This window comes from Streptomyces sp. CB03234 (assembly GCF_001905885.1).
GTDB lineage: Bacteria > Actinomycetota > Actinomycetes > Streptomycetales > Streptomycetaceae > Streptomyces.
The window spans coordinates 445,962-461,355 of sequence record NZ_LIYH01000006.1 but is presented as its reverse complement, the minus strand read 5'-3'; the positions used below and the strand labels follow the sequence as shown (position 1 = coordinate 461,355).

The 15,394-nt window shown below is 71.5% G+C and carries 13 protein-coding genes, 1 tRNA gene and 1 pseudogene; 11 read left to right on the top strand and 4 right to left on the bottom strand.

Translation table 11 applies throughout. The features are described from left to right. Positions 1-203 precede the first annotated feature (203 nt). Positions 204-1,679: an MFS transporter gene (locus tag AMK26_RS27825; protein WP_241838093.1), complete on the top strand. Its 1,476-nt coding sequence runs from the start codon at positions 204-206 to the stop codon at positions 1,677-1,679. Positions 1,680-1,792: 113 nt separating this feature from the next. Here AMK26_RS27825 and AMK26_RS27820 read toward each other — a convergent pair whose 3' ends face one another. The 3 genes from AMK26_RS27820 to AMK26_RS27810 form a co-directional block, all read right to left on the bottom strand. Continuing rightward, positions 1,793-2,725, bottom strand: a complete 933-nt coding sequence (locus AMK26_RS27820) for a cellulose-binding protein (protein WP_073757543.1) — start codon at positions 2,723-2,725, stop codon at positions 1,793-1,795. Positions 2,726-2,803: 78 nt separating this feature from the next. Then, entirely contained in the window at positions 2,804-5,398 is a 2,595-nt protein-coding gene (locus tag AMK26_RS27815; RefSeq protein WP_073757541.1) for an SUKH-4 family immunity protein, read from the bottom strand. A 7-nt stretch (positions 5,399-5,405) separates the two neighbouring features. Beyond that, the gene (locus AMK26_RS27810) at positions 5,406-6,389 is read right to left on the bottom strand and encodes an SMI1/KNR4 family protein (protein WP_073757539.1); all 984 of its coding nucleotides are present in this window, start codon (positions 6,387-6,389) and stop codon (positions 5,406-5,408) included. A gap of 226 nt (positions 6,390-6,615) precedes the next feature. Here AMK26_RS27810 and AMK26_RS27805 point away from each other — a divergent pair, with 226 nt between their 5' ends. Together AMK26_RS27805 and AMK26_RS27800 are read left to right on the top strand one after the other, a co-directional pair. After that, positions 6,616-7,131: a YwqJ-related putative deaminase gene (locus AMK26_RS27805; RefSeq protein ID WP_073757537.1), complete on the top strand. Its 516-nt coding sequence runs from the start codon at positions 6,616-6,618 to the stop codon at positions 7,129-7,131. A gap of 10 nt (positions 7,132-7,141) precedes the next feature. Further along, positions 7,142-7,630 (top strand): SUKH-3 domain-containing protein, encoded by a 489-nt coding sequence (locus tag AMK26_RS27800; RefSeq protein WP_073757535.1) that lies wholly within the window; start codon positions 7,142-7,144, stop codon positions 7,628-7,630. On the opposite strand, the gene AMK26_RS27795 is transcribed toward AMK26_RS27800, so the two are convergent. Further along, positions 7,617-8,945, bottom strand: coding sequence for a sensor histidine kinase (locus AMK26_RS27795; protein WP_073757533.1), 1,329 nt, complete (start codon positions 8,943-8,945; stop codon positions 7,617-7,619). The genes AMK26_RS27800 and AMK26_RS27795 overlap by 14 nt on opposite strands. Before the next feature lie 155 nt (positions 8,946-9,100). Between AMK26_RS27795 and AMK26_RS27790 the strand changes: the two are divergent. From AMK26_RS27790 to AMK26_RS27755, 8 genes and pseudogenes are all read left to right on the top strand, one after another. After that, positions 9,101-9,713 (top strand): annotated as a pseudogene (locus AMK26_RS27790) (hypothetical protein). A gap of 6 nt (positions 9,714-9,719) precedes the next feature. Then, positions 9,720-9,790, top strand: a tRNA-Gln gene (locus tag AMK26_RS27785). A 131-nt stretch (positions 9,791-9,921) separates the two neighbouring features. Further along, positions 9,922-11,373, top strand: a complete 1,452-nt coding sequence (gene glmU / locus AMK26_RS27780; RefSeq protein ID WP_073757531.1) for a bifunctional UDP-N-acetylglucosamine diphosphorylase/glucosamine-1-phosphate N-acetyltransferase GlmU — start codon at positions 9,922-9,924, stop codon at positions 11,371-11,373. Between the two features lie 108 nt (positions 11,374-11,481). Next, on the top strand, positions 11,482-12,459 hold the full coding sequence (locus AMK26_RS27775) for a ribose-phosphate diphosphokinase (RefSeq protein WP_073757529.1): 978 nt from the start codon (positions 11,482-11,484) through the stop codon (positions 12,457-12,459). A gap of 205 nt (positions 12,460-12,664) precedes the next feature. After that, positions 12,665-13,258: a 50S ribosomal protein L25/general stress protein Ctc gene (locus AMK26_RS27770; protein ID WP_073757527.1), complete on the top strand. Its 594-nt coding sequence runs from the start codon at positions 12,665-12,667 to the stop codon at positions 13,256-13,258. Positions 13,259-13,342: 84 nt separating this feature from the next. Continuing rightward, positions 13,343-13,939, top strand: coding sequence for an aminoacyl-tRNA hydrolase (gene pth, locus AMK26_RS27765; protein WP_073757525.1), 597 nt, complete (start codon positions 13,343-13,345; stop codon positions 13,937-13,939). A 54-nt stretch (positions 13,940-13,993) separates the two neighbouring features. After that, the gene (locus tag AMK26_RS27760; RefSeq protein ID WP_073757523.1) at positions 13,994-14,461 is read left to right on the top strand and encodes a hypothetical protein; all 468 of its coding nucleotides are present in this window, start codon (positions 13,994-13,996) and stop codon (positions 14,459-14,461) included. A gap of 161 nt (positions 14,462-14,622) precedes the next feature. Then, positions 14,623-15,342, top strand: a complete 720-nt coding sequence (locus AMK26_RS27755; protein WP_073757521.1) for a hypothetical protein — start codon at positions 14,623-14,625, stop codon at positions 15,340-15,342. The last annotated feature ends 52 nt before the right edge of the window (positions 15,343-15,394 follow it).

Genomic DNA, 15,394 nt, shown 5'->3' with positions numbered 1-15,394 from the left:
CTTTGCCCTGGGGTTTCCCCCACCCCCCGCCCTCGCCGGGGGCTGTAGGAACAAGCTAAGGAACGAGCCCGTGCCGTCTCGTCCTCCGGCGGGACGAACCCGCCCTGGCCGGACGTAGGGAGATGCCCCTAGGGGTTCTCCCGCCGCGGAGGGAGTGAGAGGCTGACCCGACGAAATACGTGCATAGGGAAGGGACCTTGGTGGTGTCCGAAGCCGAAGCGATACCCCAGGCCGCGGCACCGGCCACCGCACCCCGCCGACGCGGACCGGTCGTCGCGGCCCTCATGATGGGCATGGCCCTCGCCGCCCTCGACGGCACCATCGTCTCCACCGCCGTACCGCAGATCGTCGGCGACCTGGGCGGACTCTCCGTCTTCTCCTGGCTCTTCTCCGGCTACCTGCTCGCCGTGACCGTCACCCTCCCCGTGTACGGCAAGCTCTCCGACACCTTCGGCCGCAAACCCGTCCTCGTCGCCGGCATCGTCCTGTTCCTCATCGGCTCGCTGCTGTGCGCCGCCGCCTGGAGCATGGCCTCCCTCATCGCCTTCCGCATCGTGCAGGGCCTGGGCGGCGGGGCCCTCCAAGGCACCGTGCAGACCATCGCCGCCGACCTGTACCCCCTCAAGGAACGCCCCAGGATCCAGGCACGGCTCTCCACCGTCTGGGCCACCTCCTCCATAGCCGGACCGGCACTCGGCGGACTGCTCGCCGGATACGCGGACTGGCGCTGGATCTTCCTGGTCAACCTGCCCGTCGGCGCCGTCGCCCTCTGGCTGATCACCCGCCACCTCACCGAACCCGCCCGAACCCGCACCAAGGTCCGCGTCGACTGGCCGGGCGCGCTCGCGATCTTCACCACGGGTACGTTGCTGCTGACCGCCCTCGTCCAGGGCGGCGTGGCCTGGCCCTGGCTCTCCGCCCCGTCCCTCGCGCTCTTCGCGGGCGCGGGCGTCCTCATGGCCGTCACCGTCCTGATCGAACGCCGCGCCGCCGAACCGATCATCCCCGGCTGGGTCTGGCGCCGCCGCACCATCGCGGCGGTCAACCTCTCCCTCGGCGCCCTCGGCCTGCTGATGGTCGCGCCGACGGTCTTCCTCCCGACGTACGCCCAGTCCGTCCTGGGCCTCGGCCCCATCGCCGCAGGCTTCGTCCTGTCCGCGATGACCCTGTCCTGGCCCATCAGCGCGGCGTTCTCCAACCGCCTCTACAACCGCATCGGCTTCCGCCTCACGGCCGTCATCGGCATGACGCTCGCCATCCTCGTCCTGCTGGCCTTCCCACTCCTGCCCTACCCCGGCGAACCGTGGCAGCCGGCGCTCATCATGCTGCTCCTGGGCGCCGCCCTCGGCCTCTTCCAGCTCCCGCTCATCGTGGGCGTCCAGTCCACCGTGCCCTGGTCCGAACGCGGCACCACCACCGCGTCCGTCCTCTTCTGCCGCCAGGTCGGCCAGAGCCTGGGCGCGGCGCTCTTCGGCGCCATCGCCAACGCCGTCCTCGCCACCCGCCTCACCGAGGGCGACCTGAACGACCCCGCCGCGCTCACCCCCACCGCGGTCGACGCGGCGGTGGAGTACGTGTACGTCGGCGCCGCCGCGGCCGGAGCCCTGGCGCTCGTGGCCCTCCTGACCCTCGCCCCGCGCCGCTTCCCGGTCCTCACGGACGACGACCGCACCGCGTGACGGACGTCGCGGGCGACGTGGGCGACGTGGGACACCTGGACGCGCGGGCCCCGCACGGCAGCCGTCCCACACCGCCCACACCACCCAAGCCGCCCACTCCGACCTACTCCGGCCTACTCCGCCTGCTCCGTACGCTCCGCCTGCTCCGCCTGCTCCGTACGCTCCGTACGCTCCGCCTGCTCCGTACGCTCCGTACGCCCCGTCAGCGCCGCCAGGCTGCTGCGTACGTGGGCCATGTGCGCCCGCACCTCGTCGCGTGCCGTCTCGTGCTCCCGCAGGATCCGCTCCGTCTCCCGCTCCACCCGCTCGGCCCGCGCCCGCGCCTCCGCCAGCAGCGCCTCGGCCCGCGCGTCCGCCTCCTCCTGGCCGTGCCGCGCCTGCTCGGCCACCGCCGCCAGCACCCGCTCCGCCTCCGCGAGCCGCGCCTTCGCCGCCCCGATCAGCTCCTCGTGCCGCGCCGCCACCTCCGCTTCCCGCCCGGCCGCCTCGCGCTCGGCCGCCTCCCACCGCCCGGCGTGCCCGGCCTCCTGCGCGGCCAGCAGCCGCTCCGCGCGCTCCCGCGCCTCCCGCAGCGCGGCCAGCCCCTCGCCGCGCCGCGCCTCCGCCTCGGCGAGCGCCTCCGCCCGGGCCTGCCCGGCCGTGCGCCGCGCCTCCGCGAGGGTCTCCTCCGCCCGCGCCTCGGCCCGGCCCCGTACCGCCTGTGCCGCCTCACGCGCCGCGTCCCGCACCGACCGGGCCGCCGCCCCCGCCTCGTCCGCCAGGCGCCGCGCCTCCTCCAGCGCGTCCGCCCGCAGCGCGTCGGCCTCCTCCTCCGCGAGCGCCAGGATCTCCTGCGCGCGGCGCCCCAGCGCCTCGTACCGCTGCGGCGGCAACTCCGCCACGAACTCCCGCAGCCGCGCCGCCTCCGCGTTCAGCTCCCCGGCCCGTACGGCCAGTTCGCCCGCCCTGCGCCGCGCGGCGTCCCGCTCGGCCTCCAGACCGGCGACGGCCCGGTCCACCTGCTCGGTCCGGTAGCCGCGACCCCATACGACAGCGAACCCACTCATGACTGACGCCCCTTTCCCCGATCCAGGATGCAACACCCCGTACCGGCGGAAAGGGGCGCCCATGCGCCAAGCCGTGGCCTAAAGCAGCCCGTCCCACATCTGCTCCAGCAGCACCGACCACCAGCTCTCCGGCGACGACAGCGCCGCCGGGTCCAGCATCGCCAACTGCGCCTGGAAATCGACCGTCCAGCGGCCCGCTTGCTCCGGCGTCAACCCGAACCGCAGCCGCCACATCCGACCCAGCAGCCCCAGGCACCGGGTGAACTCCGGCAGCCCGCTGTTGACGAACTGCGGCGCCACCGGCCGCCCGTCCGGACCCGCCTCCACCGGTACGGCCACGATGTGCGCCGTACCGTACTGCACGCAGATCGCCCGCCCGAAGTCGGACCCGATCACCAGGTACGAGCCCGCGTCGGAGGCCGGCCGCACCTGCCGCTGCGCGGCCAGTTCGGCGAGCGTCGGCACCACCGGCTGGGCCGGCTGCGCCCAGAAGAACGGCCCGAAGTCGGCCGGCAGGCCCGCCCACACGAGCGTGCGCGCCACCAGCTCCGGCACGCCCTGCCGCGACACGGCCCGCTGGTCGAACCGGCAGATCCCCTGCGGCCCGAACGCCCCCACCAGCTCCTGCGCGATGCCCTCCGGCGGCACCGGCGGCGCGGGCTGCACCGGCGGCAGCGGCACCCGCAGCGGCGCCGGACGCGCCGGACCGTCGGCCACCTGGTGCAACTCCCCCTGGTGGGCGATCAGTTGCCGCATGCCCTGCTGGCGGCTCGCGTGGTCACGCCCGTACGGGGCGATCGACGTGATCCGCGCCTGCGGCCACGTCTCCCGGATCATCCGGGCGCAGTAGCCGCCGGGCAGCTCGCACGACTCCAGCTCGGTGTGCAGCTCCAGCACCTGCTGCGGGGGCACGTTCAGGGCGCGCAGCTCGTGCAGGATCTGCCACTCGGGGTGCGGCGTACCGGGCGCCGAGCGGCGGATCAGCTGGGCCTCGGAGCCGTCGGGCGCGCGGTAGCGCAGCACGGCCTGGTAGCCGGGGCCGACGGTCGGCATCCCGGTGGGCGGCGCCTGCGGATAGCCGTACGCGGGCGGTACCGGACCCGGCGGTACCGGACCCGGCGGAGCGGGAGCCGGAGGCGGCAGCGGACCGGGCGCGCCGCCCGGACCCGGCTGGGCCAGCATCGTCGCCGCATGGTGCACCCCGCCACCCGGAGGGCCCGGAGGCGCCGGAGGCGGCGGCGTACCGGGCGCACCCGGCGCACCGGGAGGCCCGGGCGGGGGCGGCGTACCCGGCCCACCCGGCCCACCCGGACCGGGCTGCGCCAGCATCGTCGCGGCGTGGTGCACCCCGCCACCCGGAGGCGGCGTCGCGCCAGGGGGCGGCGGAGGCGCCGGCGCACCCGGCCCACCCGGGCCCGGCTGCGCCAGCATCGTCGCGGCGTGGTGCACCCCGCCACCCGGAGGCGGCGTCGCACCGGGAGGGGCCGGCGGCCCGGGCGGCGGCGTACCGTCGGGCGGCAGCTGCGACACGAGCTGCGTCGGTACGTACCCCCCGGCCGGCGCCCCGGGCGCACCCGGGCCCGACGCGGGCGGCCGCGCCCCGGGGGTGCCCGGCGCACCAGGCGGCGGCGGAGTCGTCGGCCCGGCCCCGCGCGGAGCCCTGGCGCCGCGCGGCGGCAGGGTGGCCTTGCTGGTGGCGGCGTCCGCGATGTCACCCGCCGACGGGCCGGCCTGCGGGTCGATGGCGGGCGCGATGGCGGTACGCGGCAACTGGCTGCCGCCCGACATCAGCGCGGTCGGGGCGTCCGCGCCCACCGCGGGCGGCGGCGTGTCGTCGTCGTCCGCCCCCGAAAGCGGCGGCGCGAACACGGTCGCGGGCAGCGGTACGGAGGCGTCGTCACCGTTGCCGCCGGGCGCGTTCACGTCGCTCCACGGCGCGGAGGCGGGCACCCCGTCGGGCGCGGTGGGCTCGTAGTCCCCCGGCTCCCCGGGCGCGGCCGGCCAGGCGGCGCCCTCGACGTGAGACCCCTGAGACCCGTGCGACCCCTGAGACCCGAGAGACCCGAGAGCCCCCTCAGACCCGTGAGACCCCCGCCCGGACGTCCCCGTGTCGGCGGACGCCGCAGGCACGGCGTCGACGGGTTCCGGAGCCACCGGGGCCGACGGAGCCACCGGAGCCGACGGCACGGCATCGCGAGGGGGAGCAGGCACGGCATCCACCGGAGCCGGCGGCACCGCGTCCACCGGAGCACCCTCCGCGCCCGTGTCCGCACCGCCACTCCCGGCACGCCGATCCGGAATGCCCAACTTGTCCGCAGCGTCCTGGAGCCACTCCGGCGGGGTCAGCAGAAACGACGTCTGGTTCAGGTCGATCCGCTCCGGCGGCGCCGCGGCCGGAGCCGACACGGCGGCAGGGGCCCCGTACTCCTCCTCGTACCGGCGGATCACCTCACCCACCGGCAACCCCGGCCACAACGTCGCCTCGCCACTGTCCCGGGCGATCACCAGCCGCTGACGGCCACCGTCCGACGTCGGGCCGGTCTCCCGGTCCTCCGCCCACACCACGAACCCCAGCTCGAACTCCCGTACCCGCACCTCACGGTGCTGGTACGCGGGCACGTCACCGTTGACCCACTCTTCCGCCCGCTCCTGCGCCTGCGCGAAGGTCACCATCGAAAGCTCACTCCCCCACCGGAACGGCCCGCGCGAAGCCGCCGTCCACCATCAGGTTCGCCACCGTCTCCAGCTCCGGCGGATTGCCCGCCAGCCGCTGCAGAAACTCGTCGAAGTCCGCCCCGCACGGCAGCAGCAGCCGGTCCACCCGCTCCTGCACCGTCCAGCCGTCCTGGTCACGGGCGTCGTCGTACGCACAGAACCACACCGAACCGACGTCCGCCCCGCCCCGCACCTTCACCGCCAGCAGACCGCCCTGGACGAAACCCACGCCCAGATAATCCTTCGTCAGATGGTCACGCAGACACTTGTTGACGTACACCAGGTCATTGACCGCCGCCTCGTCACGCACCGTGAAGAACGGCTGGTCGACCAGCAGCCCCAGCTCCGCGTCCAGCGCCGCCCCGACCGGCGCGCAACCGCCCGCCGCCTTCAAGAACGACCGGTACGCCCCCGGAAGCCGGTAGCCCAGATCCTCCTCCACACCCAGCAACTGCGCCTCGGTCACCGACAACGCGCCCTTCGGCAACCCGAAATGCGCCGGCCGCGTCTCCTGCAACGGGCGCGTACCGCGCTTGCCGTGATCCACGACCGCCGTCGCCAGCCCGCCGTGGTGCCGCAGCAGCGCCTTCACCTCCACCGGCACCAGCTCCATACGCCGCGTACCGGCCACGTGGTGCCACGTCCAGCCGTGCGGCGTCGCGACCGCCGGAACGGTGTCCCACAGCTCGTGCCCCGTCGCGGCCAGCGCGGCGTTCGCGGACACGTAGTCCGTCAGCCGCAGCTCGTCCACGCCGAAACCCTCCGGCGGCTCGGCGATCTCCGCGGCCGCACGGGCGTACGGCGAGAAGTCCGGATGGCCGTTGCCGTCCACCCGGATCCCACCGGGATGCCGGGCGGCACGGACCGGGTCCGGGAAGTGCACGACCTGCCCGGCGTAGGCCGCGTTCGGTGGCGCGGCACGATGCTGCCCGAGCCGACCTGTCGTCATGGCGGATGCCCCCTGCTGCTGCTGGCTGGTCCGCACAGCCTATGCGGTGGCACCACAGGGGTGACCCGACCTCCGTTTCGGTGACCAACCGTCACACTCAGGTGACCCGCTGACGATCACACGACACACCCATCACACGTTTCAGCGCCCCCGCTTCCCCATCAGCTCACCCATTTGGCAGGCTGTTCCCGCAACTCGGGGGATTGCAGAGGGGACGACACGCACCATGCAGGCAGCACGACCAGGCACAACGCCCATCACGGGCGACCCACGCCTCAACTGGAGCAGCACCGGCCCCGACCTCACCCCCATCCTCCGCCACCGCCGCGACGGCATCCTGCCGACCGTCGGAGCAGCACTCTCCGTACGCGGCGAGACCCTCACGTGCACCGCCGGCCGCGGCGACCGGCCACCCGCCCTCCACCCCCTCGTACAGGATTTCCTCGACACCCTCACCAGCGGCCAACGCGAACGCTTCACCGGCCGCTGCCCCGAGGCCATCCTCCTCTCCCGCCACCTCACCGCCACCGAAGCAAGCCGCTCCAAACGCGCCCAGCGCAAACCCCTCAGCCAGGGCGAAGCCCGCCGCTCACTCAAACACGCGAAGATCACCGCACGCCGCATCCGCGAGGACGGCGACCCCCTCCACGGCAGCTACGCCGCCCCCTGCCGCTCCTGCGCCGCACTCCTCGCCCACTTCGGCGTACACCCCATCGACCCCACCACCGCCCAGAACGGCTGACCGCACCCACATGCCCGACCTGAACACCACCCGCTTCCCCGTCGCCGTCGACGCAGCCCTCAGGGAAGCAGGCTGGCAACCCGGCCGCTGGGACATCAAACAAGCCGAACAATGGGCCGACACCCTGCGCGCATACGTCTCCCCCACCGGCCACCGGCACCACGTCTTCCCCGCCGCCGTCGAGGCATGGGCCGAATTCGGCGGCCTCCACATCACCGCACCCGGCCCCGGCCGCCAGATCGCCCCCACACCCCTCCACCTCGACCCACTCGCCGGACTCCACCACGCCCGCAGCCTCACCGACCTCGGCCGCGCCCTGGACACCGAAATGGCCCCCCTCGGCGAGGAAGCCGACAACCGCGCCGTCCTCGCCATCGACGCCGCCGGACGCGTCTACAGCCTCGACCACGCCGGCGACTGGTACCTCGGCCCCGACATCGACCACGCCCTGGCCGTCCTCATCACCGGCGCCCAGCCCGCCCGCCTCACATCCCCCTGACAGGAGCCGGCAACACCGCCGACACCCTGAACCCACCCTCCTCCGTCGGGCCCGCCACAAACACCCCACCCAGCGACGTCACCCGCTCCCGCATCCCCACCAGGCCATTACCGCCGCTCGGCAGCCCCAGCCCCGCATCCGCCGCCTTACCGTCCACCGGACCGTTCTCCACCTGCATCGCCACCTCACCAGCCCGATGCGCCAGCCGCACCACCACCTCCGCGCCCGCCGCATGCTTGTGGACGTTCGTCAGCCCCTCCTGCACCACCCGGTACGCCGTCCGCTCCACCTGCGGCCCATACGCCCGCGCCTCCCCCATCACCTGCAACTCCACCACCATCCCCGCCTGCCGCGACTGCTCCACCAACTCCTCCACAGCGTCCAGACACGGCTCCCCCTCCGCCCCCACCGCCTCCACCGCCGAAGCAGCCGCAGCCGCCGCACGCCCCACCGCCGCCAACGGCACCGCCTCCCGCACAGGAGCGGCCTCCCCCGCCCGCAACACCCCCAGCATCTGCCGCAACTCCGTCAGCGCCTGCCGCCCCATGTCCCCCACCAGCGCCGCGTTCTTCGCCGCCTTCTGCGGATCCTTCAACGCCACCGCCTGCAGCGCCGCCGCATGCACCACCATCAGACTCACCCGGTGCGCCACCACGTCATGCATCTCCCGCGCGATCCGCGTCCGCTCCTCCGTACGCGCCATCTGCGCCCGCTGCTCCGCCCGGTCCGCCAGCAGCGACAGCTCCTGCTCCAAGCTGTCCGCCCGCTCCCGCAAGCTCTCCATCAACCGCCGCCGCGCCCCTATGTAGAGCCCGAACAGCACAGGCGGGGCGTTCAGCCCCAGCGAAAAGATCACGGCCATCAACGGCACGTACCACGGCCCCGGATCGAACTCGGCCGACCCGATGTCCTGCCGCAGCCGCACGAACGTCACGATCAACACCGCGACCAGCGACATCCCCGCCAGCACGGCGATGATCCGCCGGGGCACCTCCGAGGCGGCGAGCGTATACAGCCCGACGATGCCCATGAGGTAACCCATCTCGGCCGGCGTGATCGCGATCGAGACCAGCACGACGGCGATCGGCCACCGCCGCCGCACCACGAGCGCCGCCCCCACGACCAGACCGAACAGCACCCCGACCGGCACGGGCAGCGCGGCGTAATCCGCGAACCCGACCCCCTCGGCCGCACACTCCAGGGCCGACACGGCCCCCAACGTCACATCCAGCACCGCACTACGGCGCCGCCCCCACCACCACCAGCCACGGGCGGTCGCGCCCGCAGCGTCCTGGTGTGCCCCCGTTGTGGTCATGTCTCCCAGCCTACGGGCGCCTGCCACCCATTTTCCGGCGAGCCCGGCAGCACAGACCCGCCCGATCCGCCCCCGAAACACACGTTGATCCCTCGAACACGTGAATCGCCCGCACATTCGACCCGGACGCCCACTTTCCGGACGAACCTGTCACCGTGACAACCGCCATCGGCAAATACGCCGACTTCGAAAGCCTGCGCCGGCAGGCCATCACGCTGCGCCGCGAGGGGCTCAGCCGTCGCCAGATCCGCGACCGCCTGGGCGTCCACAACAACGACATCCGAACGGCAGGAGGCCAAGACGGCAGCCGCGAATGCGGTAGGCGACATGACGGACCGCGAGCTGCTGCTGGTCGGCACGGCCCTCTACTGGGCCGAGGGCACCAAGTCCAAGGCGCATCGCCCACAGGAGCGGGTCACCTTCATCAACAGCGACCCCGACATGATCAGAGTCTTCCTGTCCTGGCTGCGCCTTCTCGGTGTACGGCGAGAGCAGTTGCGTTATCACGTACACGTTCACGAATCCGCCGACGTCAGCAAGGCGGAGGCCTTCTGGGCGCACATCGTCGGCGAGGAGGTGTCCGCACTGAGCCGGACGACGCTCAAGAAGCACAACCCCAAGACCAACCGGAAAAACGTCGGCCCTGACTATCACGGCTGTCTCGTCATTCGCGTCGTCCAAAGCGTCGATCTCTACCGTCGCATCGAAGGCTGCTGGTACGGCATAGTAGGGGCTGCGTCCGCACCCGGATCGGGGAATCGGACATAAAGCCCATCCCGGGTCGTCTAAGGGCAAGACGTCAGATTTTGGTTCTGATCATGGGGGTTCGAGTCCTCCCCCGGGAGCTTCGAAAGTTCGGGTCCTGACCTAACCGTCAGGACCCGCCCTCGTTTCCATAGCCCCCCGCCCTCATTTCCGCTCCGAAACCCCCCGGTATCCTGCGGGTGTCCACCACCCGAAGCCGAAGGGCATTCCCGTGAGCGCCAACCGCCCGGCAGCCGTCGTCGTCCTCGCAGCGGGTGAGGGCACCCGCATGAAGTCGAAGACACCCAAGGTCCTGCATCAGATCTGCGGGCGCTCGCTCGTCGGACACGTCGTCTCCGCCGCACGCGAGCTGGACCCCGCGCACCTGTGTGTCGTGGTCGGGCACGCCCGTGAGCAGGTCACCGCGCACCTCGACGAGCACTACGCCGGCACCCGTACCGCCGTCCAGCACGAGCAGAACGGCACCGGTCATGCCGTGCGCATGGCTCTGGAGGAGCTGGGGGCGCAGGCGCTGGACGGGACTGTGGTCGTGGTGTGCGGGGACACTCCGCTGCTGTCCGGGGAGACGCTGACCGCTCTCGCGCGGACGCATGCCGCCGATGGCAACGCCGTGACGGTGCTGACCGCCGAGGTGCCGGACTCGACCGGGTACGGGCGGATCATCCGGGACCCGGAGAGCGACGCCGTGACGGCGATCGTGGAGCACAAGGACGCGACGGAGGCCCAGCGGGCGATCCGGGAGATCAACTCCGGGGTGTTCGCGTTCGACGGGAAGCTGCTCGCGGACGCGCTGGGGAAGGTGCGGACGGACAACAGTCAGGGTGAGGAGTACCTCACCGATGTCCTCGGGATCCTGCGTGAGGCGGGGCACCGGGTGGGGGCGTCGGTGGCGGGGGATCACCGGGAGATCCTGGGGATCAACAACCGGGTGCAGCTGGCGGAGGCGCGGGCGCTGCTGAATCGGCGGTTGCTGGAGCGGGCCATGATGGAGGGCGTGACGGTCGTGGACCCGGCGTCGGTGTTCGTGGACGTGACGGTGACGTTCGAGCGGGATGTGATCGTGCATCCGAACACGATTCTGCTGGGTTCGACGCATCTGGCGGAGGACGCCGAGGTGGGTCCGAACAGCCGGCTGAAGGACACGAAGGTCGGCCGGGGTGCCCGGGTGGACAACACGGTGTCGGACGGCGCGGAGGTCGGTGAGGCGGCGTCGGTGGGGCCGTACGCGTATTTGCGTCCGGGTACGCGGCTGGGGCTGAAGGCGAAGGCCGGTACGTATGTGGAGATGAAGAACGCGAAGGTCGGCGAGGGGTCGAAGGTTCCGCATCTGTCGTATGTCGGTGATGCGACGATCGGTGAGTACACCAACATCGGTGCGGCCAGCGTGTTCGTGAACTATGACGGTGAGAGCAAGCACCACACGACGATCGGTTCGCACTGCCGTACCGGCTCGGACAACATGTTTGTGGCTCCTGTCACGGTCGGGGACGGGGCGTACACCGCGGCGGGGTCGGTGATCACGAAGGATGTGCCGCCGGGTTCGCTCGCTGTCGCCCGTGGCCAGCAGCGGAATATCGAGGGTTGGGTCGCGCGGAAGCGGCCCGGCAGTGCCGCGGCGCAGGCGGCTGCGGCGGCCTCCGAGCAGGGCCCTGACGAGGACTGACCGGAAACGGGTGCGTCGAACTCGGCGTACCGTGATACGTGCACACAAATTCGGCTGGTTCGCGCGAAAGTGGTCGCGGCCAGAGGACACGTCTGAGGAGACAGTGCTGTGACCGGGATCAAGACGACCGGCGAGAAGAAGCTGATGCTCTTCTCCGGCCGCGCCCACCCCGAGCTGGCCGAGGAGGTTGCGCACCAGTTGGGTGTCGGCCTCGTGCCGACGAAGGCTTTCGACTTCGCCAATGGTGAGATCTACGTTCGTTTCCAGGAGTCGGCGCGTGGTGCGGACTGCTTCTTGATGCAGAGCCACACGGCTCCCATCAATAAGTGGATCATGGAGCAGTTGATCATGATCGATGCTCTGAAGCGGGCTTCGGCCCGGAGCATCACGGTGATCATTCCGTCGTACGGCTATGCCCGGCAGGACAAGAAGCACCGTGGCCGTGAGCCGATCTCGGCCCGTCTGGTCGCGGACATGCTGAAGTGCGCGGGTGCCGACCGCATCCTCACGGTCGACCTGCACACGGATCAGATCCAGGGCTTCTTCGACGGCCCGGTGGACCACCTGTCGGCGCTGCCGGTGCTGGCGGACTACGTGGGTGCGAAGGTCGACCGGAACAAGCTGACGATCGTCTCTCCGGACGCCGGCCGGGTGCGGGTGGCCGACCGCTGGTGCGACCGGCTGGACGCGCCGCTGGCGATCGTGCACAAGCGTCGCGACAAGGACGTGGCGAACCAGGTGACGGTCCACGAGGTGGTCGGTGAGGTCCGGGGCCGGGTGTGTGTCCTGGTGGACGACATGATCGACACGGGTGGCACGATCTGCGCGGCTGCGGAGGCGCTGTTCGCCAATGGCGCGGAGGATGTCATCGTCACCGCGACGCACGGCATCCTGTCGGGTCCGGCGGCGGACCGGCTGAAGAACTCGAAGGTCAGTGAGTTCGTGCTGACGAACACCCTGCCGACGCCGGGTGAGCTGGAGCTGGACAAGATCACGGTGCTGTCGATGGCGCCGACGATCGCCCGTGCGGTGCGTGAGGTCTTCGAGGACGGTTCGGTGACGAGCCTCTTCGAGGAGCAGGGCTAGTACGTGGTGTGAGAGCCGCCTCGGCCGTTCCGGTCGGGGCGGCTTTCGCGTTCCGTTAGACTGGTGTAGTTGCTCGGCGAGGGAGGCCGCACCGGTGGACGGTGTGGCGGTCCGTTATCGACGCGCTCTTCGTAGCAGGCCAAGTCCAGTCGTGGCCGGGTGACCCCACGACCGTTGATCCGTCTGACATTTACGAGGAGTGCATATGTCCGAGGTGAAGCTCACCGCTTCGACCCGTACCGAGTTCGGCAAGGGCGCTGCCCGCCGTATCCGCCGTGCGAACCAGGTCCCGGGTGTTCTCTACGGCCACGGCTCGGACCCGATCCACCTGACGCTGCCGGGTCACGAGCTGCTGCTGGCGCTGCGTACGCCGAACGTCCTGATCTCCCTGGACATCGACGGCAAGTCGACCGAGCTGGCCATCCCGAAGGACGTGCAGCGCGACCCGCTGAAGGGTTTCCTGGAGCACGTCGACCTGCAGCTCGTCCAGCGTGGCGAGAAGGTCAACGTGGAGATCCCGGTCCACACCGAGGGTGAGCTGGCCCCGGGTGGGAACCTGCTGGAGCACGTTCTGAACGCGCTGCCGGTCGAGGCCGAGGCCACGCACATCCCCGAGTCGGTCACGGTCTCCGTGGAGGGCCTGGAGGCCGGTGCTTCCGTGCTGGCGAAGGACATCCCGCTGCCGAAGGGCACCACGCTCACCGTCGAGGGCGACACTGTCGTTCTGCAGGTCCTGGCCGCGCAGGCCGAGGAGCCGGCGGGCGAGGCCGCTGAGGGCGAAGAGGCCGCCGAGGCCTGAGCCGTCCTGGGCTGTGCTTGACGGGGTGGCGGGCTGCGGCCCGCCACCCCGTTTCCCTGTTCGTACGCGAGGAGACGCAAGGACATGACGACCGACGCCAGCGCCCCCTGGCTCATCGTGGGTCTGGGCAACCCGGGGCCGGAGTACGCCGGGAACCGGCACAATGTCGGGTTCATGGTGGCCGATCTCCTCGCGGAGCGGATCGGTGGGAAGTTCAAACGGGCGGGCAAGGCGCAGGCGCAGGTCGTGGAGGGCCGTATCGGTCCTCCGGGGCCGGCGAACCGGCGGGTGATCCTGGCCAAGCCGATGTCGTACATGAACCTGTCGGGTGGTCCGGTGACCGCGTTGCGGGATTTCTACAAGGTGCCTACGGCGCAGATCGTTGCGGTCCATGACGAGCTGGACATCGATTACGGGATGTTGCGGCTGAAGCTGGGCGGCGGTGACAACGGTCACAACGGTCTGAAGTCGATGACGAAGGCGATGGGCTCGGACTACCACCGGGTGCGGTTCGGGATCGGGCGTCCGCCGGGCCGGATGCAGGTCGCCGATTTCGTGCTGAAGGACTTCTCGTCGGCGGAGCGCAAGGAGCTGGGCTATCTCGTGGACCGGGCGGCCGACGCGGTCGAGTGCCTGGTGATCGAGGGTCTGGAGCGGGCGCAGTCGACGTACAACTCCTGACCGTCGGGGTTCGGGATTGACCGGGCGCGGTCATGTGCTTGAGGATCGCGCCCCATGAGCAAGAAGCGGACTTCTGTCCTCCCGTATGCCCGTGGTGCCGCGATGGCGCTGGTCGCTCTGCTGCTGGTGGTGGCGGGGACGTGGGCGTCGTGGGGGACGGCGCAGCATGTGCTGCTGTCGAAGGGCCGTGAGCACGGCACTCTGACGGTCACGGGTTGTTCGGCGGATGTGTGTACGGGGCGGTATGACCCGGAGGGGCCGGCCGGGCCGCGTACGGACATGACGATCGACCGTTCGGTGGCGGTGGAGAAGGGCGGCCGGTATCCGGTGGTGGTCAGGCCCGACACGACGGAGCTGGTGCGGACGGGCTGGCCGGGTGGGCTGCACGCGTGGTTGCCGTTGGGTGGGGCGCTGTTGCTGGCGGCGTTGGTGATCGGTGGGGGGATGCGGTTGCCGCGGCTGGCGTGGGTGTCGGCGTCGGTGGGCGGGGCACTGTTGGTGGGGACGTTCTTCGCGTTGTGATGCGGGGTGGAGCCGCTCCGACGGAAGCGGAATGGGGCATTCACCCAATCGTTATGCGGGTGAGCGGGTCTGTGGCGCCGAGTGTCTTGACGGGGTTCAGTCAGTCACACGAAGCTTCAGCCGCCCCCCACGGCCCCTCCCCCTCTCACGTTGGACTGCCCATGCGCATTCTCACGCCCAGTAGCGTGCTGGTGACGGCCGCGGCCTGTTCCCTTCTGTTTCCCTTCACCGCCTGGGCCACCCCTCCCGGCGACAACGGCACCGTGAAGATTCACGATGCCGCGACCGGTGAGGAGCTCCGTAAGAACGAACCTCATGTGTGCGCCTTCTACCTCGATGCCTTCGGTTTCGACGGCGGCCAGGAGGTCGACTGGCACATCGAGGCCTGGGCGCCGACTGCCGGCGTCAAGGGCGAAACGGTCGAGTCCGGTTCGCTGACGCTGGACGGCTCCGGGCACGGTCGTACCGGCGACCTGACCCTGCCCGACGGTCATTACAAGCTGTTCTGGACCTTCGACGGCGAGAACGGCCGTGCCAAGCAGAAGGTCTTCTGGTCCGCGTGCGACGCCGAGCCCGGCGGCGCTGAGCACGGCGGCTCCGGAACCGGCGGCTCGGAGGCCGGTGCCGGGAAGCCGGACACCGAGGAGCCCGGTGAGCGGCCTTCCTCGGAGGCGTCGGCGGATGCCCCGGCCGCTCCCGCCGCGGCCGCCGGCGCGTCGTCCGCGCCCGCCGCCCCCGCCCCGAACGGCTCCGCCGGCGGCGACCTCGCCGAGACCGGCAGTTCCGCCCCTGTCGGCGTCCTCGCCGCCATCGCGGCCGCGCTCGTCGCGGGCGGCGCCTTCCTGGTGTCCCGTCTCGGCAGGGCCAAGAAGCAGCCCTGATCCCCCTGTGACGCGCGAGGGGGCGCCCGGTGTACTCCCGGCGCCCCCTCGT